This is a genomic window from Pseudomonas sp. KH_027, from assembly GCF_057838565.1.
Window position 1 is genome coordinate 1,416,379 of record NZ_CM174470.1, and the last position, 24,843, is coordinate 1,441,221.

Here is a 24,843-nt window from a genome sequence, read left to right on the forward strand (position 1 = left end):
CGTTTGGCTTATGGGTGGTGGGTTGCGACCTACGGCCTAACCCACCCTACGCTTGTCGCGGCCTGGTTAGTTGCGGGCCTGTTAGTTGTGAGCGTGCAGCGCGGCGTTCAACTCGATGGCGGATTTGTGCGTTTTGCACTCCACGGCGCCGGTTTGCGAGTTGCGGCGGAACAGCAGGTCGGGCTGGCCGGCCAGCTCGCGGGCTTTGAGCACTTTCACCAGTTGGTTCTGGTCGTCCAGCAGGGCGACTTTGGTGCCCGCGGTGATGTACAGGCCGGACTCGACGGTGTTGCGATCGCCCAGGGGGATGCCGATGCCGGCGTTGGCGCCGATCAGGCAGCCTTCGCCCACGCTGATGATGATGTTGCCGCCACCGGACAGGGTGCCCATGGTCGAGCAGCCGCCACCCAGGTCCGAGCCTTTGCCGACGAATACGCCAGCGGAAACACGGCCTTCGATCATGCCTGGGCCTTCGGTGCCGGCGTTGAAGTTGACGAAGCCTTCATGCATCACGGTGGTGCCTTCACCGACATAGGCACCCAGACGGATGCGCGAGCTGTCCGCCAGGCGTACGCCGGCCGGTACCACGTAGTCGGTCATTTTCGGGAACTTGTCCACCGAGAAGACTTCCAGCAGCTCGCCTTTCAGGCGCGCTTCCAGCTGACGTTCGGCCAGCTCGACCAGGTCTACGGCGCCCTGGCTGGTCCAGGCCACGTTCGGCAGCAGCGGGAAGATCCCGGTGAGGTTCAGGCCGTGGGGCTTGACCAGACGATGGGAGAGCAGGTGCAGCTTGAGGTAGGCCTCGGGGGTCGAGGTCAGTGCCGCGTCTTCGGCGATCAGGGTGGCGACCAGTGGTTTGTGGCTTTCGGCCAGGCGGGTGAGCAACGCGGCCTGGGCAGCATCGACGCCCTTGAGCAGGTCGGCCAGCTCGGTGGCTTGGCTGGTGTTGAAACTGAGTGCCTGGTTGCCGCCGTTGTAGCCGATTTTTTCGCTGATCTTGGCCACAAGTTCGGCGGACGGGTTGAGCAGCGGCTGGGCATAGAACACTTCGAGCCAGTTGCCTTGACGGTTTTGCGTGCCGACGCCGAAGCCCAGGCTGAATAGGGAGTGGGACATGCTATTTCCTCTAACAAAATAGGTGGTTCAGGCCGTGGCTAAGGAGCCTTTGGCGGTCACGGTTAAAGCGTTTTAGCCAGGCGTTTGCTTTGCGGGCCTGGCGGGTTTTGTTCTTCGGCGGCTTACTTAAAGGCTGCCGCGTAGTTGTCCGGTTTGAAGCCGAGCAGGGTACGGCCACCCAGGTCGAGGACCGGGCGTTTGATCATCGAGGGCTGCGCCACCATCAGTTCAATGGCTTTGTTTTGGTCGAGATCGCTTTTCTGCGCGTCACTCAGTTTGCGAAAGGTGCTGCCCGCGCGGTTGAGCACGCTTTCCCAGCCGTGTTCTGCGCACCACTTGCTCAGGTTGCTGCGGTCGATGCCAACGGCTTTGTAGTCATGGAAGCTGTAGCTCACACCCTGCTCGTCGAGCCAAGTGCGGGCCTTCTTCATGGTGTCGCAGGCTTTTATTCCGTAAAGCGTGATGCTCATGTTCAAAGGCCTTTCACAAAGTCACGGATACGTTGGGCGGCTTCGACGCATTCCGCCAGTGGTGCGACCAGGGCCATGCGCACGCGCCCGGCGCCCGGGTTCAGGCCATCGACCTCGCGCGACAGGTACGAGCCGGGCACCACGGTCACGTGTTCGCGGGCGAACAGTGCGCGGGTGAACTCGGCATCGTCGATGGGCGTTTTCGCCCACAGGTAGAAGCCGCCATCCGGGCGCTGCACGTCCAGCACGGGTGTGAGGATATCCAGCACGGCGTCGTACTTTTCGCGGTACAGGTCGCGGTTGGCGCGCACATGGGCTTCGTCGTTCCAGGCCGCGACGCTGGCCAACTGGGTTTGTACCGGCATGGCACAGCCGTGGTAGGTACGGTACAGCAGGAAAGATTTCAGAATGTCGGCGTCGCCAGCGACGAAGCCTGAGCGCAGGCCCGGCAGGTTGGAACGCTTGGACAGGCTGTGGAACACCACGCAGCGGGCGAAGTCGCTGCGGCCCAGGGCGACGCAGGCGCTCAGCAGCCCGGCGGGCGGTTGTTGTTCGTCGAAATACAGTTCGCTGTAGCACTCATCGGCGGCGATCACGAAGTCGTACTGGTCGGCCAGCTGGATCAGCTTCTTCAGGGTTTCCAGCGGAATCAGCGCACCCGTGGGGTTGCCCGGCGAGCAAAGGAACAGAATCTGGCAACGCTGCCAGATATCGGCTGGCACGGCGTCGAAATCCGGGTTGAAACCGTTTTCGCTCAGGCATGCCAGGTAGTGCGGCGTGGCCCCGGCGAGCAGCGCGGCACCTTCATAGATCTGATAGAAGGGGTTGGGGCTGACCACCAGAGCGTCGGGGCGACGCTGCACCACGGTCTGGGTGAAGGCGAACAACGCTTCCCGGGTGCCGTTGACCGGCAGTACATGCCGTGCGGCGTCCAGCCAGTCGGCGGGCAGCTCGAAGCGCCGAGTGCACCAGTGGGCGATGGCTTCACGCAGGGCCGGGATGCCCAGAGTGGTCGGGTAGACCGCCAGCTGTTCGAGATTGCTGGCCAGGGCTTCGGCGACGAAGGCGGGCGAGCGGTGCTTCGGCTCGCCGATCGACAGGGCGATCGGCGGTTTATTTGCCGGCGGTTGGGCACCGGCCAGCAGCACGCGAAGTTTCTCGAAGGGGTAGGGCTGCAGGTGCGTCAGGGCGTCATTCATGGTTCGGGCGTCAATTAAGCGCAGCGCGCTGCGGTGGATCATGTTCGGTGCGAGGCGGTCGTTGGCCGCTCGCACCCTGAGTTCGAGCTAGATACTGATACGGGACAATTCGACTTTATGGCCGTCGGCGTCGGACAACTGCTGGATGATCGCCGCCTGCAGGCGGGCGCACAGGTCCGGGTCCGACAGCGGTTGGTTGTGCGCATCGGTGACGAAGAATACGTCTTCCACGCGCTCGCCAAGGGTCGCGATCTTGGCATTCTGCAGCGACAGGTCGAAGTCGAGAAAAATCTTGCCGATCCGCGCGAGCAGGCCGGGGCGGTCGGGGGAGATCAGTTCGAGTACGGTCACCGGGCGCTGCGCATCGTTGGAAATGGTCACCTGCGGGGCAAAGGCGAAGTGCTTGAGCTGGCGCGGTACGCGGCGCTGGATGATAGTCGGGTAATCATCCGGGTTCTTCAGCGCATCGACCAGGCCCTGGCGGATTTCCTTGATCCGCGCCGGGTTGTCGCCAATCGAACCGCCGTCGGCGTCGAGCACGACATAGGTGTCGAGGGTGAACTGGCTGGTGGAGGTGATCACCCGCGCATCGTGAATGTTCAGGTTGAGCTGGTCCATGGCCGCCACCGTCACCGCGAAGAAGTCGTGCTGGTCCGGCGCGTAGATGAAGATCTGCGTGCCGCCCTCGAATTCGCGCTGGGTGGTTTCCTTGATCAGTACCAGCGGGTCGTGGCTCGTGCTGTGCTGCAGGATCGCATCGGTATGCCAGGCCACATCGCCGGCGGTGTGGCGCAGGAAGTAATCATCGCCGAGCTGCGACCAGAGCTGCTCGGCATCGTCCGGGTCGGTGCCACTGCGCACCAGGATATCCAGGGCGGCGCCCTGCGTCTGGCGGATCTGCTCTTCGCGGTCGACCGGGTGTTCCAGGCCGCGGCGCAGGGCACGCTTGGTCTCGGTATACAGTTGGCGCAGCAGGCTGGCGCGCCAGGAGTTCCACAGGCTGGGGTTGGTGGCATTGATGTCGGCCACCGTCAGCACGTAGAGATAGTCCAGGCGCGTCTGGTCGCTGACCAGTTGGGCGAAGTCGTGGATCACCTGCGGGTCGGACAGGTCCTTGCGTTGCGCGGTGGTCGACATCACCAAGTGGTTCTGCACCAGCCAGACAATCAGCCGGCTGTCCCACGCGGGGAGTTGATGGCGCAGGCAGAAGGCCTCCGCGTCCACCGCGCCGAGTTCCGAGTGGTCGCCGCCGCGGCCCTTGCCGATATCGTGGTAGAGGCCGGCCAGGTAGATCAGCTCGGGCTTGGGCAGCCTGCCCATCAGCTTGCTGGCCAGCGGAAACTTCTCCGAGATCGGCGTGTACTGCAGTTTGCGCAGGTGCTTGATCAGGTTCAGGGTGTGCGCATCGACCGTATAGATATGGAACAGGTCGTGCTGCATCTGTCCGATGATGTCGCCGAACTCGGGCAAATACAGGCCGAGGATGCCGTAGCGGTTCATCCGCCGCAGGTTGCGGTGGATACCGATCTCGCACTTGAACAGCTCGATGAACAGGCTGGTATTGCGGATGTCGTTGCGAAAGTCGGCGTCGATCAGGTGTCGGTGGTCGCGCAGCAGGCGGATGGTGTCGGCGCGTACGCCCTTGATTTCCGGGTTTTGTGCCATCAGCACGAAGATTTCCAGAATCGCGAACGGCGTGCGTTTGAAAACCTGCTGATGGTTCACCTCGATATAACCGTCGCGCAGTTGAAAGCGGTTATTCAAGGGTTGCGCCTGGCTGGTTTCACCCGTGTGCAGGATGGCCTCTTCGAAGTGCTGGCCGATCAGCTCGCCGAGCTCGGCAATGCTCATCACCACGCGGTAGTACTGTTGCATGAAGCGTTCGATGGCCAGCTTGCTGTTGCTGTCTTCGAAGCCCAACAGGCCGGCGAGGCCGAGTTGGTGATCGAAGAGCAAACGGTCTTCGGCGCGGCCGGCCAGCATGTGCAGGGCGTAGCGCACTTTCCAGAGGAATTCCTGGGAGGAGGCGAGCAAGGCGTATTCGCTTTCCAGCAGAAACCCCTGGCCGACCATCGAGTGCAGGTTGAGCGTGCCGAAATGTCGCCGCGCGACCCAGAGGATGGTCTGGATGTCGCGCAGGCCGCCGGGCGAGCCTTTGACGTTGGGTTCGAGGTTGTATTCGGTGTCGTTGTATTTGCCGTGCCGGGCACGCTGTTCTTCGCGCTTGGCCAGGAAGAAGTCTTTGCTCGGCCAGATCTGTGCGCTGCCGGTGACTTCCATCATGTGTTGGCGCAGATGTTCCGGGCCGGCGATGGTGCGGCTTTCCATCAGGTTGGTGATGACCGTCAGGTCGGCACGGGCTTCTTCGACGCACTCGTCGATGGAACGCACGCTCTGGCCGACTTCCAGGCCAATGTCCCAGAGCAGGGTCAGGAAGCGTTCGATCGGTTCGCGAAAGATCTCGTGGTCGGCGCTGTCGAGCAGGATCAGCAGGTCGATGTCCGAGTAAGGGTGCAGCTCGCCGCGGCCATAGCCGCCAACCGCCAGCAGGGCGATGTCGGCATCTTCGCTCCAGTCGAAGCGCGCCCAGGCCTCGCGCAGGATCTGGTCGACGCACCAGGCACGATCCTCCACCAGGCGACGAATGTCGCGGCCGCTCTTGAAGCGGGCGTCGAGCACTTCGTGAACCTGACGGATCGCTTTCTTGAATGCGGCGATCGGGCTGGACTTCAAGGCCAGTTCGGCTTGGAACTGGCCGCGGTCGAACAACTCGGGATCCACCTGCGGCATGCAGCAGCTTTCCTTATAGAGGGTGTGGGCTATCAGGCCGATGTGCGTGGGATGCTGTCATCGTGGCGCAGGGTGAAGATCTCATAACCGGTCGCGGTCACCAGGATGGTGTGCTCCCACTGGGCCGAGAGCTTGCGATCCTTGGTGATGGCGGTCCAGCCGTCGCCCAGTAGGCGGGTTTCCGCGCGACCCTGGTTGATCATCGGCTCGATGGTGAAGGTCATGCCTTCTTTCAGTTCCATGCCGGTGCCGGCGCGCCCGTAGTGCAGCACTTGCGGCTCCTCATGGAAGACCTTGCCGATGCCGTGGCCGCAGTATTCACGGACCACGGAGAAACCATTCTTTTCGGCGTGCTTCTGGATCACTTCACCGATATCCCCGAGGCGGGCGCCCGGGCGAACCAGTTCGATGCCTTTATACATGCACTCCTGGGTGATCTTCGACAGGCGGACGGCCCACTCCGGCACATTGCCGACATGGAACATCTTGCTGGTGTCGCCGTGGTAGCCATCTTTGATCACGGTGATGTCGATGTTCAGTACATCACCATCCTTCAGCGGCTTCTCGTTGGGGATGCCGTGGCAGACCACATGGTTGATCGAGGTGCAGATCGACTTGGGGAAACCTTTGTAATTGAGCGGCGCCGGGATGGCCTGCTGCACGTTGACGATATAGTCGTGGCAGATGCGATCCAGCTCTTCGGTGGTGACGCCAGGTTTGACGTATTCGCCGATCATCTCCAGCACTTCACCCGCCAGGCGGCCGGCAACGCGCATTTTTTCGATTTCCTCGGGCGTCTTGATGGTGACGGTCATACGAACTCTCTCGGCGCCTACTGGCGCAAGGCAAAAATACGGGAAAGCGCGATTCTAGCAGACCGTCAGGGGAAACTAAGCACAACTCGGTGATTCCTGCGGTATATGGGATATGCCTTGGCCGGCCGCCAGTAAGGAGTCAGGTAATCGAGTCTGCTCATCACTGCGGGTTCCGTTTCGTCGCCTTCTGTGATATAAAATGCGCCGCTTTCCGGGCTCCAGCCTGAAAGCATAAACCCACACACGTATCGACACGGTGACCTGGGTGCCTCTCGGCTTAAACCGGGGGTTGGTCATTGGGATGCGTGGAGGCCTAACCCGACTTATCAAGGAACTATCATGTCCCAAGTCAATATGCGCGATATGCTGAAGGCCGGTGTGCACTTCGGTCACCAGACCCGTTACTGGAACCCGAAAATGGGCAAGTACATTTTCGGTGCGCGTAACAAGATTCACATCATCAACCTCGAAAAAACCCTGCCGATGTTCAACGAGGCGCTGTCCTTCGTTGAGAAACTGGCTTCGGGCAAAAACAAAATCCTGTTCGTCGGCACCAAGCGTTCCGCTGGCAAGATCGTGCGTGAAGAAGCTGCTCGTTGCGGCTCGCCGTTCGTCGATCACCGCTGGTTGGGCGGCATGCTGACCAACTACAAAACCATCCGTCAGTCGATCAAGCGCCTGCGTGAGCTGGAAATCCAGTCCCAAGACGGCACTTTCACCAAGCTGACCAAGAAAGAAGCGCTGATGCGCAGCCGTGATCTGGAGAAACTGGATCGCAGCCTGGGTGGTATCAAGGAAATGGGCGGCTTGCCTGATGCCCTGTTCGTCATCGACGTCGATCACGAGCGCATTGCCATCACCGAAGCCAACAAGCTGGGTATCCCGGTTATCGGCATCGTCGACACCAACAGCAGCCCGGAAGGTGTGGACTACATCATCCCGGGTAACGATGACGCCATTCGCGCCATTCAGCTGTACATGGGTGCCATGGCTGACGCCGTTGTTCGCGGTCGCAGCAATGCTGGCGGCGGCACCGACGAGTTCGTCGAGCAAGCTCCGGTTGCTGCTGAACAAGCAGAAGGCTGAGTAGAAGGCGTCTAGCGTCACTCGGTGCGCAAAAAGGGGGCTAGGCCCCCTTTTTGCCACCTTAGAATTGATCGCCCGGCAGGCCGGGTGGACCTACCAAGAGGAATTCGAAAATGGCAGAAATTACTGCAGCGCTGGTTAAAGAACTGCGTGAGCGCACTGGCCAGGGCATGATGGACTGCAAGAAAGCCCTGACCGCCGCTGATGGCGATATCGAAAAAGCCATCGACGATATGCGTGCCGCTGGTGCCATCAAGGCTGCCAAGAAGGCTGGCAACATCGCCGCCGAAGGCGCTATCGCCGTTCGTGTTTCCGACGACAACAAGCGTGCCGTGGTTGTTGAAGTCAACTCGCAGACCGACTTCCTGGCCCTGCAGGACGACTTCAAGTCGTTCGTCAGCGACAGCATCGAAAAAGCCTTCGCCGAGAAACTGACCGACGCAGCTCCGCTGATCGCCGCTCAGGAAGAAGCGCGTCTGGCCCTGGTTTCGAAAGTTGGCGAAAACGTCAACATCCGTCGCCTGACCAGCGTTGAAGCCGACGTCGTCGGCTCTTACCTGCACGGTCACCGCATCGGTGTTCTGGTCGCCCTCAAAGGCGGCAGCGTCGAGTTGGCCAAGGAAATCGCCATGCACGTTGCTGCCAGCAACCCGCAGGTGCTCAAGCCTACCGACGTCTCCGATGAACTCATCGCCAAGGAAAAAGATATTTTCCTGTCGCTGAACGAAGACAAGATCAAAGGCAAGCCAGCTGAAATCGTCGAGAAAATGGTTGCTGGTCGCATCCAGAAGTTCCTCGCCGAAGCCAGCCTGGTCGAGCAGGCGTTCGTCAAAGACGACAGCATCAAGGTCGGTGAACTGGCCAAGAAGGCTGGCGCTGAAATCGTTTCCTTCACCCGTTTTGAAGTGGGCGAAGGCATCGACAAGGGTGAAGTCGACTTCGCTGCTGAAGTTGCCGCTCAGGTAGCAGCCAGCAAGCAGTAAGCGTGTTTTGATGATGCCCCAAAGAGGCTGCCCGCTTACGCGCGCAGCCTCTTTGCAAATCAGGGCGGTCAATTGCAAGTGTTAGCGGTATTGGTGCATTGTCCTGCACCGGATGCCTGGAGCGCTGTCTAAGTGCTCGATCAATGCGGGCTGTATGGCCTGCCCCGAATTCAAACGCCGCGGGAGAGATACGCATGGCTCAGCAGGTGAGTGGTCGCCAACCTCGCTACAAACGCATTCTGCTCAAACTTAGCGGCGAAGCCCTTATGGGCTCGGAAGACTTCGGTATCGATCCGAAGGTGCTGGATCGCATGGCTCTGGAAGTCGGCCAGCTGGTTGGCATCGGCGTGCAGGTCGGCCTGGTCATCGGTGGTGGCAACCTGTTCCGCGGCGCGGCCCTGAGCGCCGCTGGCATGGATCGCGTAACCGGCGACCACATGGGCATGCTGGCCACCGTGATGAACGCCTTGGCCATGCGCGATGCGCTGGAGCGTTCGAACATTCCGGCCATCGTCATGTCGGCCATTTCCATGGTGGGCGTGACCGATCACTACGATCGCCGTAAAGGCATTCGCCACCTGAACTCGGGTGACGTGGTGATCTTCGCTGCCGGCACGGGCAATCCTTTCTTCACCACGGATTCGGCCGCCTGCCTGCGCGCCATCGAGATCGATGCGGATGTGGTGTTGAAAGCGACCAAGGTCGATGGTGTGTACACCGCCGACCCGTTCAAAGACCCCCATGCTGAAAAGTTCGACCATTTGACCTACGACGAAGTATTGGATCGCAAGCTGGGCGTGATGGACCTGACGGCCATCTGTCTGTGCCGTGATCACAAGATGCCGTTGCGGGTTTTCAATATGAACAAGCCGGGCGCCCTGCTGAATATCGTGGTGGGTGGCGCGGAAGGAACCCTGATCGAGGAGGGGCAGCAATGATCAACGAGATCAAGAAAGACGCGCAGGAGCGCATGAAGAAAACCCTGGAATCGCTGACGCACGCGTTCAGCCGAATCCGTACCGGCCAGGCGCACCCGAGTATTCTGGGTGGGGTGATGGTGCCTTATTATGGTGCCGACACCCCTCTGAATCAGGTCGCGAACGTGACGGTCAAGGATTCCCGCACCCTGCAAGTGGTGGCTTTCGAGCGCAACATGCTGGCGGCGGTCGACAAGGCTATCCAGAGTTCCGGGCTGGGGTTCAACCCGACGAACCTGGGCGAGCTCCTGCTTATCTCGATGCCCGCCTTGACTGAAGAAACCCGCAAGGGCTTCACCAAGCAGGCTCGCGATGCCGCGGAAGATGCCCGTGTGGCTGTGCGTAATATCCGTCGCGATGCGCTGAGCCAGTTCAAGGACCTGGTCAAAGAGAAAGAAATCAGCGAAGACGAAGAGCGTCGTGCTGCAGATGATATCCAGAAGCTCACGGACAAGTTCGTGGCGGATATCGAAGTGGCTGTGAAACAGAAAGAAACGGACCTGATGGCCGTCTGACGGCCCGTATCGCCATGGACAAGAAAGTCAAAGCTGGGATTGCGGCAGTGCCGCGTCATGTGGCAATCATCATGGATGGTAATAACCGCTGGGCGAAGAAACGCCTGCTGCCGGGTATAGCCGGGCATAAAGCAGGCGTCGATGCGGTGCGCGCGGTGATCGAGGTGTGCGCGGAGGCGGGCGTCGAAGTCTTGACCTTGTTCGCCTTCTCCAGTGAAAACTGGGAGCGGCCGGCCGAAGAGGTCGGGGCGTTGATGGAGTTGTTCCTGACGGCGCTGCGTCGTGAGGCGAGGCGGCTGAATGAAAACGCCATCAGCCTGCGCATCATCGGCGATCGCTCGCGTTTCCATCCCGAGTTGCAGACGGCAATGCGTGAGGCCGAGGCATTGACCGCCGGCAGCAAGCGTTTCGTGCTGCAGGTTGCTGCCAACTATGGCGGCCAGTGGGACATTGCCCAGGCTGCGCAGCGCCTGGCGCGCGAGGTTCAGGCCGGTCATCTGCAGCCGGAGGATATCACTCCGGGTTTGTTGCAGACCTGCCTGGCAACGGGCGACCTGCCTTTGCCGGACCTGTGCATCCGTACGGGCGGCGAACACCGCATCAGTAACTTCCTGCTCTGGCAGTTGGCTTATTCCGAGTTGTATTTCTCCGACCTGTTCTGGCCGGATTTCAAACACGACGCCATGCGCAAAGCGCTGGCCGATTACGCTACCCGCCAACGTCGCTTCGGCAAGACCAGCGAACAGGTGGCAGCTGAGGCTCGCGCTCAATGTTGAAACAACGAATCATCACGGCGTTGCTGCTGCTGCCTGTCGCGCTAGGTGGGTTTTTCCTGCTGGATGGTGGCGCTTTCGCGTTGTTCATTGGTGCGGTAGTGACCTTGGGTGGCTGGGAGTGGGCGCGTTTGGCTGGCTTTACCGCGCAGCCGGTCCGTGTTGGTTATGGGTTGCTGGTCGGCGTACTGCTCTATCTGTTTTACCAGGTGCCGACGTTCGCGCCCTGGGTGTTGCTGGCGGCAATCGTTTGGTGGCTGCTGGCCACCTTGCTGGTGCTGAGCTTTCCGTCGAGCAGTCGCTTTTGGGCTGGCGCGCCGGCCAAACTGGTGATCGGCCTGCTGATCCTGCTGCCGGCCTGGCAAGGTCTGGTGCTGCTCAAACAGTGGCCGCTGGCCAACGGCCTGATTCTGGCGGTGATGGTGCTGGTCTGGGGGGCGGATATCGGCGCTTATTTCTCTGGCAAGGCGTTCGGTAAACGCAAGCTGGCCCCGCAGGTGAGCCCCGGCAAGAGCTGGGAGGGCGTGTTCGGCGGCTTGTTCGCCAGCCTGCTGATCACGGCCGCGGTCGGCGTCTATCGCGGTTGGTCGGTCAATGAATTCGTGTTGGGGTTGGCGGGGGCGGCGCTGGTGGTGCTGGTCTCGGTGGTTGGTGATCTGACCGAGAGCATGTTCAAGCGCCAGGCCGGGCTCAAAGACAGTAGCAATCTGCTGCCAGGGCATGGTGGTGTGCTGGATCGCATCGACAGCCTGACCGCCGCTATCCCGACGTTCGCGGCGCTGCTCTGGAGTGCGGGTTGGGGGTCGCTGTGAGCCGGCCGCAACAGATCACTGTGCTGGGGGCGACCGGCTCCATCGGTTTGAGCACCCTTGACGTGATCTCCCGCCATCCCGAGCGTTATCAAGTGTTCGCCTTGAGCGGCTTTTCCCGGCTGGCCGAGCTGGAAGCCTTGTGCCTGCTCTACCGCCCCCGTTATGCGGTGGTGCCGGATGCCGAGGCTGCGCGCTGCCTGCAGGGCGGCTTGCAGGCAGGCGGTCTGGCGACGCGGGTGCTGGTGGGGGAGGCCGGGTTGTGCGAAGTGGCTGCGCACCCGCAGGTCGACGCGGTGATGGCTGCGATCGTCGGTGCGGCGGGGCTCAAGCCCACCTTGGCGGCGGTCGAAGCCGGTAAGAAAGTCCTGTTGGCCAATAAAGAGGCGCTGGTGATGTCCGGCGCCCTGTTCATGCAGGCGGTGCGCAAGAGCGGTGCCGTGCTGCTGCCGATCGACAGCGAGCATAATGCGATTTTCCAATGCCTGCCGAACGACTACGCCCGTGGGCTTGGTACGGTCGGTGTGCGGCGGATTCTGTTGACCGCTTCGGGCGGGCCGTTCCGGCAGACTCCGATGGCCGAGCTGGAACAGGTGTCGCCGGAGCAGGCCTGTGCCCATCCGAACTGGTCGATGGGACGCAAGATCTCGGTGGACTCGGCCAGCATGATGAACAAAGGCCTGGAATTGATCGAGGCCTGCTGGTTGTTCGACGCCAAGCCCGCCCAGGTGGAGGTGGTGATTCATCCGCAGAGCGTGATTCACTCGCTGGTCGACTATGTCGACGGCTCGGTACTGGCGCAGTTGGGTAACCCGGACATGCGCACGCCCATCAGCCATGCCCTGGCCTGGCCGGAACGGATCGACTCTGGCGTGGCGCCGCTGGATCTGTTCAGTATCGCCCGCCTGGATTTCCTGCCGCCGGACGAACTGCGGTTTCCTTGCCTGCGTCTGGCGCGCCAGGCCGCCGAGGCGGGTGGTACGGCGCCGGCGATCTTGAATGCGGCCAATGAGGTGGCGGTGGCCGCCTTTCTCGACCGGCGCATTCGTTTCCCCGAGATCGCGAGTATCATCGAAGCTGTGTTGAATTTTGAGCCAGCGACTGCGGTCGAAAGTTTGGATGTCGTGTTGGCGGCGGATTCCAGGGCGCGCGCCTTGGCCGAGCAACGGTTGAATCGTCACGGGCAATAGCCCCGAGGATGTAGATGAGCACGCTTTATATGGTATTTGGCCTCGTGGTCGCGCTCGGGGTTCTGGTTACCTTCCACGAGTTCGGTCATTTCTGGGTTGCCCGTCGCTGTGGTGTGAAGGTGCTGCGCTTCTCGGTTGGCTTCGGTACGCCACTGCTGCGCTGGCATGATCGCCAGGGCACGGAGTTCGTGGTTGCCGCCATCCCCTTGGGCGGTTACGTCAAGATGCTGGACGAGCGCGAGGGTGATGTGCCCGTCGAACAGCTGGGGCAGGCCTTCAATCGCAAATCGGTGGGGCAGCGGATAGCCATAGTCGCGGCGGGTCCGATCGCCAACTTTATTCTTGCTCTGGTGTTTTTCTGGGCGCTGGCCATGCTCGGCAGCCAGCAGGTGCGACCTGTGATCGGGGCGGTGGAAGTCGGTAGCCTGGCGGCTGAGGCCGGTTTGGCCGCCGGCGAGGAAATCATCGCGGTGGATGGTGAGCCGACCACGGGCTGGGCCTCCGTCAATTTGCAGTTGGTGCGCCGCCTGGGTGAGACCGGTACGGTCGATCTGTTGGTGCGTGAGCAGGGTTCGAGTGGCGAAAGCCCGCGCCAACTGGTGCTGCGCGATTGGTTGAAAGGCGCGGATGAGCCTGATCCGATCGCTTCCCTGGGTATTCGTCCCTGGCGCCCAGCCGTGCCGGCCATCTTGGCCGAGTTGGACCCGCAAGGTCCGGCGCAGGCTGCCGGCCTGAAAGTGGGGGACCGCCTGCTGGCCGTGGATGGCGTGGCCATTGATGACTGGCAGCAACTGGTCGATCGGGTGCGTCTGCGTCCGGATCAGCGCGTGGTGCTATCGGTCGAGCGCGCCGGGCAACGTTCCGACGTGGCATTGACCCTCGCAGCCAAAGGTCAAGACAAGGCGCGTACGGGTTATTTGGGCGCAGGGGTGCAGGGCGTCGAATGGCCTGCCGAGATGCTGCGCGAGGTCAGCTTCGGGCCTCTGGAGGCCGTGGGCGAGGGCTTCAAGCGAACCTGGACAATGAGCGTCCTGACCCTTGATTCTCTGAAGAAAATGCTCTTCGGCGAGCTCTCGGTAAAAAACTTGAGCGGGCCGATAACCATTGCTAAAGTGGCGGGCGCTTCGGCCCAGTCAGGTGTAGGGGATTTTCTGAATTTCCTGGCCTATCTGAGCATCAGTTTGGGGGTTCTCAATCTTTTGCCGATTCCCGTGCTGGACGGGGGGCATCTGCTGTTTTATCTGGTCGAGTGGGTGCGGGGTCGCCCCTTGTCAGAGCGCGTGCAAGGTTGGGGGATGCAGATCGGCATCAGTCTGGTTGTCGGGGTCATGCTACTTGCCCTGGTGAATGACCTGAGTCGGCTGTAACGCACTACTGAATTAAGCTCTCCACATTACAAAAGTGTCGCCTTCCGCGGCAGATTTTTATCGTCAGTTGGAATAAGAAAGGACTTCATGAAACGTCTGCTGCTAACCGTAGTGCTTGCCGCACTGATGATCGCCGAAGTTCACGCCGAGTCCTTCACCATCTCCGATATTCGCGTCAATGGCTTGCAGCGGGTGTCCGCCGGCAGCGTGTTCGGTGCTTTGCCACTCAATGTTGGCGAGGTGGCGGATGACCGTCAGCTGGTGGATGCCACTCGTGCGCTGTTCAAAACCGGTTTCTTCCAGGATATCCAACTCGGTCGAGATGGCAGCGTGCTGGTCATTACCGTGGTCGAGCGGCCTTCGATTTCAAGCATCGAGATCGAAGGTAACAAGGCCATCACCAGCGAAGACCTGCTCAAGGGCTTGAATCAGTCGGGCCTGTCGGAAGGCGAGATTTTCCAGCGCGCCACGCTCGAGGGCGTACGCAACGAGTTGCAGCGCCAGTACGTGGCCCAGGGCCGCTACTCGGCAGAGATCGAAACGGAAGTGATTCCGCAGCCGCGTAACCGCGTGGCCTTGAAGATCAATATCAATGAAGGCACGGTCGCGGCTATTCAGCACATCAACGTGGTGGGTAACAGCGTTTTCCCCGACGAAGACCTGATCGACCTGTTCGAACTGAAGACCACCAACTGGTTGTCCTTTTTCAAGAACGATGACAAGTACGCCCGTGAAAAACTGTCGGGCGACTTGGAGCGCCTGCGTTCCTATTACCTGGATCGCGGCTACATCAACATGGATATCTCCTCCACCCAGGTATCCATTACCCCGGACAAGAAGCACGTCTACATCACGGTCAACGTCGATGAAGGGCAGAAGTACAGCGTGCGTGACGTCAAGCTTAGCGGTGACCTGAAGGTTCCCGAGGAAGAGATCAAGGCGTTGCTGCTGGTCAAGGAAGGTCAGGTTTTCTCGCGTAAAGTGATGACCACCACCTCGGAATTGATCACCCGTCGCCTGGGTAACGAAGGCTATACCTTCGCCAACGTCAATGGCGTGCCGCAAGCCCATGACGAAGACCACACGGTTTCGATCACCTTCGTGGTCAATCCAGGCAAGCGTGCTTACGTCAATCGCATCAACTTCCGCGGCAACACCAAGTCCGAAGACGAAGTGCTGCGTCGCGAAATGCGTCAGATGGAAGGCGGCTGGGCTTCTACCTACCTGATCGACCAGTCCAAGACGCGTCTGGAACGTCTCGGCTTCTTCAAGGAAGTCAACGTCGAAACCCCGCAAGTGCCGGGTACCGATGACCAGGTCGACGTGAACTACAGCGTCGAAGAACAGGCATCCGGCTCGATCACGGCGAGCGTTGGTTTTGCCCAGAATGCCGGCTTGATCCTTGGTGGCTCGATCAGCCAGAACAACTTCCTCGGTACCGGTAACAAGGTCAGCATCGGTCTGACTCGCAGCGAATACCAGACCCGCTATAACTTCGGCTTCGTCGACCCCTACTGGACGGTCGATGGCGTGAGCCTGGGTTACAACGCCTTCTACCGCACTACCGACTACGATGAGTTGGATACCGATGTTTCCAGTTATGCGGTCGACAGCCTGGGTGGTGGTGTCAGCGTTGGTTATCCGATCAGCGAGACGGCGCGCCTGACCTTTGGTCTGACCGCGCAGCAGGATGAGATCAGTACTGGCGTCTATACCGTCGACGAAATCTTGACTTTCCTCGACCAGGAAGGCGACAAGTTCCTCAACTTCAAGGCCTCGGCCGGTTGGTCCGAGTCGACCCTGAACCGTGGTGTGCTGGCTAACCGTGGTCATTCGCAGAGTTTGGTGCTGGAAAGCACCATCCCGGGCAGTGATCTGTCGTTCTTCAAGCTCGACTACCGTGGTCAGCTGTTCCAGCCGCTGACCAAGTCCACCACCATGCGTTTCCATACCGAACTGGGTTATGGCGATAGTTATGGTTCTACCTCTGGCTTGCCGTTCTACGAGAACTACTATGCTGGCGGTTTCAACTCGGTACGTGGTTTCGAGGACAGCAGCCTCGGTCCGCGCAGTACACCGAGCGTGGTACGTGATCCGAATACCGGGGCAATTATTTCCGGGCCTGATGCTAATGGTCGCTTTACCGACCCGGATCAAGACCCGCTGCCGTTCGGTGGTAATGTGCTGATCCAGGGTGGTGCCGAGTTGTTGTTCCCGCTGCCGTTCGTCAAGGATCAGCGCTCGCTGCGGACTTCGTTGTTCTGGGATGTCGGTAATGTGTTCGACACCAATTGCAGTTCCACGCAGAAAAACCGCGGCGACAGTGGCTGTGATCTCGATCTGAACAGCCTCGCCAGTTCCGTCGGTGTCGGTGTGACCTGGATTACTGCACTGGGCCCGCTCAGCTTCAGTTTGGCCATGCCGATCAAGAAACCGGACGACGCCGATACCCAGGTATTCCAGTTCTCCCTCGGTCAGACGTTCTAACTGTCTGATAATTTAAACGACAACAGTTTTTTGCAGGAGCACATCGTGCGTAAGTTGACTCAATTGGTTCTGTTAAGTGTTGCCTTCATGGCGGCCCCAGCATTCGCTGAGATGAAAATCGCAGTGCTTAATTATCAAATGGCGCTGCTCGAATCCGATTCGGCGAAGAAGTACGCCGTGGATGCGGAAAAGAAGTTCGGCCCGCAATTGACCAAACTGAAGAACCTGGAAACCGATGCCAAGCGCATTCAGGATCGTTTGGTCAAGGAAGGCGAAAAGCTGCAGCAGGGCGAGCGTGAACGCCTTGAGCTCGAATTCAAGCAGAAAGCCCGTGACTTCCAGTTCCAGTCCAAGGAACTGAACGAAGCCAAAGCCGTTGCCGACCGCGAAATGCTGAAGAAACTGAAGCCGAATCTGGATAAGGCGGTCGAGGAAGTGATCAAGAAGGGTAGCTTCGACCTGGTGCTCGAGCGCGGCGCGGTGATCGATGTCAAACCTCAGTTCGACATCACTCGCCAAGTCATCGAGCGCATGAATCAGCTGCGTTAATCATGACTGTTCCCGCTTTTACCCTCGGTCAATTGGCCGAGCGCCTTGGCGCCACCTTGTGTGGCGCTGCCGACAAAGTGATCACCGGGCTGGCCACGCTGAACGAGGCTGGCCCTGATCAGCTGAGTTTCCTGGCCAACCCGCAATACCGCAAGTTTCTCGCCGAGTGCCGTGCGGGCGCCGTGCTGCTGACGCCCGGCGATGCCGAGGGTTATGGCGGTGCCTGCCTGGTAACGGCTAATCCGTATCTGGCCTATGCGCAGATTTCCCACTTGTTCGACCCCAAGCCCAAGTCGGTGGCAGGCGTACATCCGAGCGCGGTGATTGCAGCCGATGCCCAGATCGATGCCAGTGCCAGCGTGGGCCCTTATGCGGTAGTCGAAAGTGGTGCGCAAATCGGTGCGGGCGTGACCATCGGCGCGCATTGTTTTATCGGTGCGCGTACCGTGCTGGGTGAGGGCGGCTGGCTCGCCCCGCGGGTGACCCTTTATCACGATGTGCGCATCGGTAAGCGGGTGGTCATCCAGTCCGGTGCGGTTATCGGTGGCGAGGGCTTCGGCTTTGCCAACGAGAAGGGCGTTTGGCAGAAAATCGCACAGATCGGCGGCGTAGCTGTCGGCGATGATGTCGAAATCGGCTCAAACACCACCATCGACCGGGGTGCCCTGGCCGATACGGTGATCGGCAATGGCGTCAAGCTGGATAACCAGATCATGATCGCGCACAACGTGCAGGTCGGTGATCACACCGCGATGGCCGCCTGTGTCGGGATTTCCGGTAGCACTAAAATCGGCAAGCACTGCATGCTGGCTGGTGGCGTCGGCCTGGTTGGACATATCGAAATCTGCGATGGCGTTTTCGTCACCGGCATGACCATGGTCACCCGCTCGATCACCGAGCCGGGCGCCTATTCCTCCGGAACTGCTATGCAACCGGCCGCGGACTGGAAGAAAAGCGCCGCGCGCTTCCGCCAGCTGGATGACATGGCCCGGCGCCTGCAGCAGCTGGAAAAGCGCCTGGCGGCCGTGACCCCGGCCGGGGATGCTTCATCTGATGCGTGACCCGCGGTAAACGCGAGTCCCCAACCTTCACTACAGGCTCCTCCGAACATGATGGACATTAACCAGATCCGCGAATACTTGCCGCACCGCTACCCGTTCCTGCTGGTGGATCGCGTGGTCGAGCTGGATGTTGCCGAGAGCAAGAGTATTCGTGCTTATAAAAATGTCAGCATCAATGAGCCGTTTTTCAATGGGCATTTTCCGGAACACCCGATCATGCCGGGCGTATTGATCATCGAGGCCATGGCCCAGGCGGCCGGTATTCTCGGTTTCAAGATGCTTGACGTGAAGCCGGCCGATGGCACCCTTTACTACTTCGTCGGCTCCGACAAGCTGCGTTTTCGCCAGCCGGTGACGCCGGGCGACCAGCTGATCCTGGAAGCCACCTTCGTCAGCACCAAGCGCAGCATCTGGAAATTCAAGTGCCGCGCCAGCGTTGACGGCAAAGAAGTATGCTCGGCTGAAATCATCTGTGCGGAACGCAAACTATGAGTTTGATTGACCCTCGCGCAATCATCGACCCGACCGCCAGGCTGGCAGACGACGTTCAAGTCGGCCCCTGGTCAATCGTCGGCGCTGGTGTGGAAATCGGCGAGGGTACAGTGGTCGGCCCCCATGTGATCCTCAAGGGCCCGACCAGGATCGGCAAGCACAACCGCATCTACCAGTTCTCCTCGGTAGGCGAAGACACACCCGATCTCAAGTACAAGGGCGAAGAAACACGCCTGGTGATCGGCGATCACAACGTGATCCGTGAGGGTGTGACCATCCATCGCGGTACGGTGCAGGATCGTGCCGAGACCACCATCGGCGATCACAACCTGATCATGGCCTATGCGCATATCGGCCACGACAGCGTGATCGCCAACCATTGCATCCTGGTCAACAACACCGCGCTGGCGGGCCATGTGCATGTCGATGACTGGGCGATTCTCTCCGGTTTTACCCTGGTGCATCAGTTCTGCCACATCGGCGCCCACAGCTTTTCCGGCATGGGCACGGCCATCGGCAAAGACGTGCCGGCCTATGTCACGGTGTTCGGTAACCCGGCCGAAGCACGCAGCATGAACTTCGAGGGGATGCGCCGGCGTGGTTTCAGCGAGGACGCGATCCAGGCGCTGCGCCGGGCCTACAAGGTGGTTTACCGTCAAGGTCTGACCGTCGACAAAGCCTTGGCCGAACTGGCCGAATCGGCTGCCCAATACCCCGAAGTGGCGGTATTCATCGACTCCATCCAGGCCTCGTCACGCGGCATCACCCGCTGACATGGCGCGTCTATTGCGCGTCGCCATCGTGGCTGGCGAGGCTTCTGGCGACATTCTCGGCGCCGGGCTGATGCAGGCGCTGAAAAGCCAGCACTCGGATATCCAGTTCATCGGCGTCGGTGGCCCGCGCATGCAGGCCGAGGGGCTGAGCCCGTATTTCCCCATGGAACGCTTGGCGGTGATGGGCCTGGTCGAGGTGCTCGGTCGCCTGCCGGAGCTGCTGTCGCGACGTAATCGACTGATTCGCACGCTGATTGCGGCCAAGCCGGATGTGTTCATCGGCATCGATGCGCCCGATTTCAACCTCGGCGTCGAACTCAAACTGCGGCGTGCCGGCATCAAGACCGTGCATTACGTCAGCCCGTCGGTCTGGGCCTGGCGCCAGAAGCGCGTGCTGAAGATCCGCGATGCCTGCGACCTGATGCTGACGCTGTTTCCGTTCGAGGCGCAGTTCTACGACGAGCATGGCGTGCCGGTGCGCTTCGTTGGTCATCCGCTGGCCGATGTCATCCCGTTGCAGGCCGATCGGGCTGCCGCACGGGCCGAGCTGGGCCTGCCTGCGGACGCTGCGCTGGTCGCCCTGATGCCCGGCAGTCGTGGCGGGGAAGTCGCGCGGCTGGGCGAGCTGTTCCTCGAAGCGGCGCTGCGCCTGCGCGCCTTGCGCCCCGGTACGCGCTTTGTGCTGCCGTGCGCCAGCCCCGAGCGGCGTGTGCAGCTTGAATCGATGCTGGCTGGGCGGGACTTGCCGCTGAGCCTGCTCGACGGCCAATCCCATACGGCCTTGGCTGCCTGCGATGCGGTGCTGATCGCCTCGGGCACGGCCACGCTGGAGGCCTTGCTCTACAAACGGCCGATGGTGGTGGCGTATCGCGTGGCGCCGTTGACCTACCGGATCCTCAAGCGTTTGCTGAAAAGCCCTTACGTGTCGTTGCCCAACCTGCTGGCCGGGCGCCTGTTGGTGCCGGAGCTGCTCCAGGATGCCGCTACACCGGACGCGCTGGCGCAGGTACTGGCGCCATTGCTTGAGGGCGGTGACGCGCAGACCGAAGGCTTCGATCTGATCCATCGGGCCTTGCGTCGCGATGCCTCGACCGAGGCGGCGTCGGCGGTGCTCAAGCTGATCGGGCCGAGCTGATGCAATTGGGGCTGGATTTCACCCTGGTCGAAGAACTGGTCGCCGGCGTCGATGAGGTCGGCCGTGGGCCGTTGTGCGGTGCGGTGGTCACGGCGGCGGTGATTCTCGATCCGCGTCGACCGATCCTCGGTCTCAACGATTCGAAGAAGCTGACCGAGGCGCGTCGGGAAAAACTTTTCGATGAAATCCGCGAAAAGGCCCTGGCCTGGTGCATCGCCCGCGCCGAGGTCGAGGAAATCGACCGCCTGAATATCCTTCACGCCACCATGCTGGCCATGCAGCGTGCGGTCGAAGGCCTGAGCGTCACGCCCAGGCTGGCGCTGATCGATGGCAACCGTTGCCCGCAATTGAAGGTGCCCAGCAGTTCGGTCATTCAAGGCGACAGCCTGGTGCCGGCGATCGCCGCGGCGTCGATTCTGGCCAAGGTCAGCCGTGATCGCGAGATGCAGGTAATGGATGCGCAGTACCCCGGTTACGGCTTCGCCGGACACAAGGGCTACCCCACGGCGCAGCATCTGGAAGCCCTGCAACGTCTGGGGCCGACGCCGATCCATCGGCGCTCCTTCGCGCCCGTGCGCAAATTGCTGCTGGAAATTTAGGCCGCGCCAAGCCTGCAAGCTGATGTTTGCGCCAAGGCCCGGTACAATCCGGGCCTTGTCGTTTTTGCGTTTTTATAGGATCACCATGACCGCTTCGTTCGTTCACCTGCGTCTGCACACCGAGTTCTCCCTGGTCGATGGCCTGGTGCGCGTCAAGCCGCTGGTCAAGGCCGCGGCGGCTGCAGGCATGCCGGCAGTGGCGGTTACCGATCAGCGCAACATGTGCTCGCTGGTGAAGTTCTACAAGGCGGCCATGGGGGCCGGGATCAAACCGATCTGTGGCGCCGACCTGTGGCTGGCAAGCAAGGACGAAGACGGCCCCCTCAGTCGCCTGACCCTGCTGGTGATGAACGCCAAGGGTTACCGCAATCTGACCGAGCTGATTTCCCGTGGTTTTATCGAAGGCCAGCGCAACGGTGAAGTGATCATCGAGCGCGAGTGGGTGAAAGAAGCGGCCGAGGGGCTGATCGCGCTGTCCGGCGCCAAAGAAGGCGAAATCGGCCTGAACCTGCTGGCGGGCAATCCAGAAGAGGCCGAGGCCTCCTTGCGCGAATGGCAGGCAGTGTTTCCCGAGCGTTTCTACCTGGAATTGCAGCGTACCAGCCGGGTCAACGACGAAGAGTATCTGCACCTGGCCGTGGCCTTGGCCGAGCGTTGCGAGGCACCCCTGGTGGCGACCAACGATGTGCGTTTCATCAAGCAGGGCGATTTCGAAGCCCATGAAACCCGCGTCTGCATCGGCGAAGGCCGGGCCCTGGACGATCCGCGCCGGGCCCGTACGTACAGTGATCAGCAGTACCTGAAATCGCCGGAAGAGATGTGGGAACTGTTCAGCGACCTGCCGGAGGCGCTGGAAAACAGCGTCGAGATCGCCAAGCGTTGCAATATCGAGGTGCAGTTGGGCAAGAGCTTCTTGCCCAACTTCCCGGTGCCGGACGGCATGACCATGGACGAATTCTTCCGCAAGGTCTCCTTCGACGGCCTGGAAGAGCGCCTGGCCGTGCTCTGGCCGAAAGACACCACGCCGAACTACGAAGCCAAGCGCCAGGTGTATGTCGACCGGTTGAATTTCGAGCTGGATATCATCATCCAGATGGGCTTCCCCGGTTACTTCCTGATCGTGATGGACTTCATCCAGTGGGCCAAGCGCAACGGCATTCCGGTCGGCCCGGGCCGTGGGTCGGGCGCAGGTTCCCTGGTGGCCTATGTGCAGAAGATCACTGACCTCGACCCGCTGCAGTACGACCTGCTGTTCGAGCGCTTCCTCAACCCGGAACGGGTCTCCATGCCCGACTTCGATATCGACTTCTGCATGGATGGTCGCGACCGGGTCATCGAGTACGTGGCCGAAACCTACGGGCGCAACGCGGTCAGCCAGATCATCACCTTCGGCACCATGGCGGCCAAGGCGGTGGTGCGCGATGTGGCACGGGTGCAGGGCAAGTCCTATGGCCTGGCCGACCGCCTGTCGAAGATGATCCCGTTCGAAGTCGGCATGACCCTGGAAAAGGCTTTCGAGCAGGAGGAGATCCTGCGCGACTTCCTCAAGGTCGACGAGGAAGCGGCGGAAATCTGGGACATGGCCCGCAAGCTCGAGGGCATCACCCGTAACGTTGGCAAGCACGCCGGCGGCGTGGTGATTGCGCCGACCAAGCTGACCGACTTCTCGGCGATCTATTGCGACGACGAGGGCGGCGGCCTGGTGACCCAGTTCGACAAGGACGATGTCGAGGCGGCCGGTCTGGTGAAGTTCGACTTCCTCGGCCTGCGCACCCTGACCATCATCGACTGGGCGCTGAAAACCATTAACCGTGACCGCGCCAAGGTCGGCGACGGGCCGTTGAACATCGACTTCATCCCGCTGGATGACAAGCCGACCTACAGCCTGCTGCAAAAGGCTGAAACCACCGCGGTGTTCCAGCTTGAATCGCGTGGCATGAAGGAGCTGATCAAAAAGCTCAAGCCAGACTGCCTGGAAGACCTGATCGCACTGGTGGCCTTGTTCCGCCCCGGCCCGTTGCAGTCGGGCATGGTCGACGACTTCATCAACCGTAAGCACGGCCGTGCCGAGCTCGCCTACCCGCACCCGGATTACCAGTACGACGGCCTCAAGCCGGTGCTGCTGCCGACCTACGGCATCATCCTGTACCAGGAACAGGTGATGCAGATCGCCCAGGTGATGGCCGGTTACACCCTCGGCGAGGCGGACATGCTCCGGCGCGCCATGGGTAAGAAAAAGCCCGAGGAAATGGCCAAGCAGCGTGGCGGTTTCATCGAGGGTTGCGCGAAGAACAACATCGACGCGGACCTGGCCGGCAACATCTTCGACCTGGTGGAAAAGTTCGCCGGCTACGGCTTCAACAAATCCCACTCGGCCGCCTATGGCCTGGTCTCCTACCAGACCGCCTGGTTGAAAACCCATTATCCGTCGCCGTTCATGGCGGCGGTGCTGTCGGCGGATATGCACAACACCGACAAGGTCGTGACCTTGATCGAAGAGTGCCGCAGCATGAAGCTGCGTCTCGATGCGCCGGATGTGAACACCTCGGAATTCAAGTTCACGGTCAACGACGATGGCCGCATCGTCTACGGCCTGGGCGCGATCAAGGGCGTCGGCGAAGGACCGGTGGAGGCGATCGTCGAGTCGCGCAAGGACGGCCCGTTCAAGGACCTGTTCGATTTCTGCGCGCGGGTCGACCTCAAGCGCATCAACAAGCGCACCACCGACGCCTTGATTCGCAGCGGCGCGCTGGACCGTCTCGGGCCGTATTTTCACGACGAAATCAAAGCCTACCAGGCCAATATCGACCGCAACCGTGGCGTGCTGCTGGCCGCGATGGAGGAGGCGATCCAGGCCGCCGAGCAGACCGCCCGCAGCCATGACAGCGGGCATGCCGACCTGTTCGGCGGCTTGTTCGCCGATACCGAGGCGGATGTCTACGCCAACCACAAGCGGGCCAAGGAGCTGACGCTCAAGGAGCGGCTGCGCGGCGAGAAAGAGACCCTGGGGCTGTACCTCACCGGTCACCCGATTGACGAATACGAAGGCGAAGTCCGGCGTTTTGCCCGGCAGCGGATCATCGACCTCAAGCCGTCGCGCGAATCGCAGACGGTGGCGGGGCTGATCGTCAACCTGCGGGTGATGAAGAACAAGAAGGGCGACAAGATGGGCTTCATCACCCTGGACGACCGCTCCGGGCGGGTCGAAGCCTCGCTGTTCGCCGAGGCGTTCCACTCGGCCCAGGCGCTGTTGCAGACCGATGCGCTGGTGGTGGTCGAGGGCGAGGTCAGCAACGATGACTTCTCCGGCGGCCTGCGCCTGCGCGCCAAGCGCGTGATGAGCCTGGAGGATGCCCGCACCTCACTGGCGGAAAGCCTGCGCGTCAGGGTGCGCAGCGATGCGCTGAAAGGCGACCGGCTGCGCTGGTTGGCGGAGTTGTGCAAGCGCCATCGCGGCGCCTGCCCGATCACCCTGGATTACACCGGCAGCGAAGCAAAGGCACTGTTGCAGTTCGGTGAAGGCTGGCGGATCGACCCGGCGGATAGCTTGATTCAAACATTGCGTGACCAGTTCGGGCGCGACAACGTCTTTTTGCACTACCGCTAAAGTGTGCGGGATCACTCTCCACACTTTTAATCTCGACCTGAATGCGCCTG

General features: G+C 61.0%; 21 protein-coding genes. 16 read left to right on the plus strand and 5 right to left on the minus strand.

Annotated elements, in window-relative coordinates:
- Nucleotides 1-81: 81 nt before the first annotated feature.
- The 5 genes from dapD to map form a co-directional block, all read right to left on the minus strand.
- Nucleotides 82-1,116 carry a 2,3,4,5-tetrahydropyridine-2,6-dicarboxylate N-succinyltransferase gene (dapD, locus tag AC3IYG_RS06605; protein ID WP_489312980.1) on the minus strand — a complete coding sequence of 345 codons (1,035 nt, stop codon included), beginning with the start codon at nt 1,114-1,116 and terminating at the stop codon, nt 82-84.
- Between the two features lie 122 nt (nt 1,117-1,238).
- Entirely contained in the window at nt 1,239-1,586 is a 348-nt protein-coding gene (locus tag AC3IYG_RS06610) for an ArsC family reductase (RefSeq protein ID WP_489312981.1), read from the minus strand.
- Between the two features lie 2 nt (nt 1,587-1,588).
- Nucleotides 1,589-2,785, minus strand: coding sequence for a succinyldiaminopimelate transaminase (gene dapC, locus AC3IYG_RS06615; protein ID WP_489312982.1), 1,197 nt, complete (start codon nt 2,783-2,785; stop codon nt 1,589-1,591).
- 87 nt (nt 2,786-2,872) lie between these two features.
- Nucleotides 2,873-5,575 carry a [protein-PII] uridylyltransferase gene (locus AC3IYG_RS06620; RefSeq protein WP_489312983.1) on the minus strand — a complete coding sequence of 901 codons (2,703 nt, stop codon included), beginning with the start codon at nt 5,573-5,575 and terminating at the stop codon, nt 2,873-2,875.
- 32 nt (nt 5,576-5,607) lie between these two features.
- Nucleotides 5,608-6,390 (minus strand): type I methionyl aminopeptidase, encoded by a 783-nt coding sequence (map, locus tag AC3IYG_RS06625; RefSeq protein WP_489312984.1) that lies wholly within the window; start codon nt 6,388-6,390, stop codon nt 5,608-5,610.
- A gap of 339 nt (nt 6,391-6,729) precedes the next feature.
- Here map and rpsB point away from each other — a divergent pair, with 339 nt between their 5' ends.
- The 16 genes from rpsB (at nt 6,730) to dnaE (ending at nt 24,793) form a co-directional block, all read left to right on the plus strand.
- The gene (gene rpsB, locus AC3IYG_RS06630) at nt 6,730-7,476 is read left to right on the plus strand and encodes a 30S ribosomal protein S2 (RefSeq protein ID WP_489312985.1); all 747 of its coding nucleotides are present in this window, start codon (nt 6,730-6,732) and stop codon (nt 7,474-7,476) included.
- Between the two features lie 113 nt (nt 7,477-7,589).
- The gene (tsf, locus tag AC3IYG_RS06635; RefSeq protein WP_489312986.1) at nt 7,590-8,459 is read left to right on the plus strand and encodes a translation elongation factor Ts; all 870 of its coding nucleotides are present in this window, start codon (nt 7,590-7,592) and stop codon (nt 8,457-8,459) included.
- 194 nt (nt 8,460-8,653) lie between these two features.
- Nucleotides 8,654-9,397 carry a UMP kinase gene (gene pyrH, locus AC3IYG_RS06640; protein WP_489312987.1) on the plus strand — a complete coding sequence of 248 codons (744 nt, stop codon included), beginning with the start codon at nt 8,654-8,656 and terminating at the stop codon, nt 9,395-9,397.
- The gene (gene frr / locus AC3IYG_RS06645; protein WP_489312988.1) at nt 9,394-9,951 is read left to right on the plus strand and encodes a ribosome recycling factor; all 558 of its coding nucleotides are present in this window, start codon (nt 9,394-9,396) and stop codon (nt 9,949-9,951) included. Before pyrH ends, frr begins: the two co-directional genes overlap by 4 nt.
- 14 nt (nt 9,952-9,965) lie before the next feature.
- Nucleotides 9,966-10,727 carry a polyprenyl diphosphate synthase gene (gene uppS, locus AC3IYG_RS06650; protein WP_489312989.1) on the plus strand — a complete coding sequence of 254 codons (762 nt, stop codon included), beginning with the start codon at nt 9,966-9,968 and terminating at the stop codon, nt 10,725-10,727.
- Nucleotides 10,721-11,536, plus strand: coding sequence for a phosphatidate cytidylyltransferase (locus tag AC3IYG_RS06655; RefSeq protein WP_489312990.1), 816 nt, complete (start codon nt 10,721-10,723; stop codon nt 11,534-11,536). Before uppS ends, AC3IYG_RS06655 begins: the two co-directional genes overlap by 7 nt.
- Nucleotides 11,533-12,723, plus strand: coding sequence for a 1-deoxy-D-xylulose-5-phosphate reductoisomerase (ispC, locus tag AC3IYG_RS06660; RefSeq protein WP_489312991.1), 1,191 nt, complete (start codon nt 11,533-11,535; stop codon nt 12,721-12,723). The genes AC3IYG_RS06655 and ispC overlap by 4 nt, the downstream gene beginning before the upstream one ends.
- Nucleotides 12,724-12,737: 14 nt before the next feature.
- On the plus strand, nt 12,738-14,090 hold the full coding sequence (gene rseP / locus AC3IYG_RS06665) for a sigma E protease regulator RseP (RefSeq protein WP_489312992.1): 1,353 nt from the start codon (nt 12,738-12,740) through the stop codon (nt 14,088-14,090).
- Between the two features lie 87 nt (nt 14,091-14,177).
- A complete protein-coding gene (gene bamA / locus AC3IYG_RS06670) occupies nt 14,178-16,577 on the plus strand; it encodes an outer membrane protein assembly factor BamA (RefSeq protein ID WP_489312994.1) in 2,400 nt (799 codons plus the stop codon).
- Between the two features lie 45 nt (nt 16,578-16,622).
- Nucleotides 16,623-17,126, plus strand: a complete 504-nt coding sequence (locus AC3IYG_RS06675; protein ID WP_489312995.1) for an OmpH/Skp family outer membrane protein — start codon at nt 16,623-16,625, stop codon at nt 17,124-17,126.
- 2 nt (nt 17,127-17,128) lie between these two features.
- Entirely contained in the window at nt 17,129-18,187 is a 1,059-nt protein-coding gene (gene lpxD, locus AC3IYG_RS06680) for a UDP-3-O-(3-hydroxymyristoyl)glucosamine N-acyltransferase (protein WP_489312996.1), read from the plus strand.
- A 48-nt stretch (nt 18,188-18,235) separates the two neighbouring features.
- Nucleotides 18,236-18,679 (plus strand): 3-hydroxyacyl-ACP dehydratase FabZ, encoded by a 444-nt coding sequence (gene fabZ, locus AC3IYG_RS06685; RefSeq protein WP_489312997.1) that lies wholly within the window; start codon nt 18,236-18,238, stop codon nt 18,677-18,679.
- Nucleotides 18,676-19,452: an acyl-ACP--UDP-N-acetylglucosamine O-acyltransferase gene (gene lpxA, locus AC3IYG_RS06690; RefSeq protein WP_489312998.1), complete on the plus strand. Its 777-nt coding sequence runs from the start codon at nt 18,676-18,678 to the stop codon at nt 19,450-19,452. Before fabZ ends, lpxA begins: the two co-directional genes overlap by 4 nt.
- A 1-nt stretch (nt 19,453) precedes the next feature.
- Nucleotides 19,454-20,587 (plus strand): lipid-A-disaccharide synthase, encoded by a 1,134-nt coding sequence (gene lpxB / locus AC3IYG_RS06695; protein ID WP_489312999.1) that lies wholly within the window; start codon nt 19,454-19,456, stop codon nt 20,585-20,587.
- Nucleotides 20,587-21,186, plus strand: coding sequence for a ribonuclease HII (gene rnhB / locus AC3IYG_RS06700; protein WP_489313001.1), 600 nt, complete (start codon nt 20,587-20,589; stop codon nt 21,184-21,186). Before lpxB ends, rnhB begins: the two co-directional genes overlap by 1 nt.
- Before the next feature lie 85 nt (nt 21,187-21,271).
- The gene (gene dnaE, locus AC3IYG_RS06705) at nt 21,272-24,793 is read left to right on the plus strand and encodes a DNA polymerase III subunit alpha (RefSeq protein WP_489313002.1); all 3,522 of its coding nucleotides are present in this window, start codon (nt 21,272-21,274) and stop codon (nt 24,791-24,793) included.
- Nucleotides 24,794-24,843 lie beyond the last annotated feature (50 nt).

Coding starts and splice junctions, on each gene's coding strand:
- dapD (WP_489312980.1), bottom strand. CDS start 1,116: ATGTCCCACTCCCTATTCAGCCTGGGCTTCGGCGTCGGCACGCAAAAC.
- AC3IYG_RS06610 (WP_489312981.1), bottom strand. CDS start 1,586: ATGAGCATCACGCTTTACGGAATAAAAGCCTGCGACACCATGAAGAAG.
- dapC (WP_489312982.1), bottom strand. CDS start 2,785: ATGAATGACGCCCTGACGCACCTGCAGCCCTACCCCTTCGAGAAACTT.
- AC3IYG_RS06620 (WP_489312983.1), bottom strand. CDS start 5,575: ATGCCGCAGGTGGATCCCGAGTTGTTCGACCGCGGCCAGTTCCAAGCC.
- map (WP_489312984.1), bottom strand. CDS start 6,390: ATGACCGTCACCATCAAGACGCCCGAGGAAATCGAAAAAATGCGCGTT.
- rpsB (WP_489312985.1), top strand. CDS start 6,730: ATGTCCCAAGTCAATATGCGCGATATGCTGAAGGCCGGTGTGCACTTC.
- tsf (WP_489312986.1), top strand. CDS start 7,590: ATGGCAGAAATTACTGCAGCGCTGGTTAAAGAACTGCGTGAGCGCACT.
- pyrH (WP_489312987.1), top strand. CDS start 8,654: ATGGCTCAGCAGGTGAGTGGTCGCCAACCTCGCTACAAACGCATTCTG.
- frr (WP_489312988.1), top strand. CDS start 9,394: ATGATCAACGAGATCAAGAAAGACGCGCAGGAGCGCATGAAGAAAACC.
- uppS (WP_489312989.1), top strand. CDS start 9,966: ATGGACAAGAAAGTCAAAGCTGGGATTGCGGCAGTGCCGCGTCATGTG.
- AC3IYG_RS06655 (WP_489312990.1), top strand. CDS start 10,721: ATGTTGAAACAACGAATCATCACGGCGTTGCTGCTGCTGCCTGTCGCG.
- rseP (WP_489312992.1), top strand. CDS start 12,738: ATGAGCACGCTTTATATGGTATTTGGCCTCGTGGTCGCGCTCGGGGTT.
- bamA (WP_489312994.1), top strand. CDS start 14,178: ATGAAACGTCTGCTGCTAACCGTAGTGCTTGCCGCACTGATGATCGCC.
- lpxD (WP_489312996.1), top strand. CDS start 17,129: ATGACTGTTCCCGCTTTTACCCTCGGTCAATTGGCCGAGCGCCTTGGC.
- fabZ (WP_489312997.1), top strand. CDS start 18,236: ATGATGGACATTAACCAGATCCGCGAATACTTGCCGCACCGCTACCCG.
- lpxA (WP_489312998.1), top strand. CDS start 18,676: ATGAGTTTGATTGACCCTCGCGCAATCATCGACCCGACCGCCAGGCTG.
- lpxB (WP_489312999.1), top strand. CDS start 19,454: ATGGCGCGTCTATTGCGCGTCGCCATCGTGGCTGGCGAGGCTTCTGGC.
- rnhB (WP_489313001.1), top strand. CDS start 20,587: ATGCAATTGGGGCTGGATTTCACCCTGGTCGAAGAACTGGTCGCCGGC.
- dnaE (WP_489313002.1), top strand. CDS start 21,272: ATGACCGCTTCGTTCGTTCACCTGCGTCTGCACACCGAGTTCTCCCTG.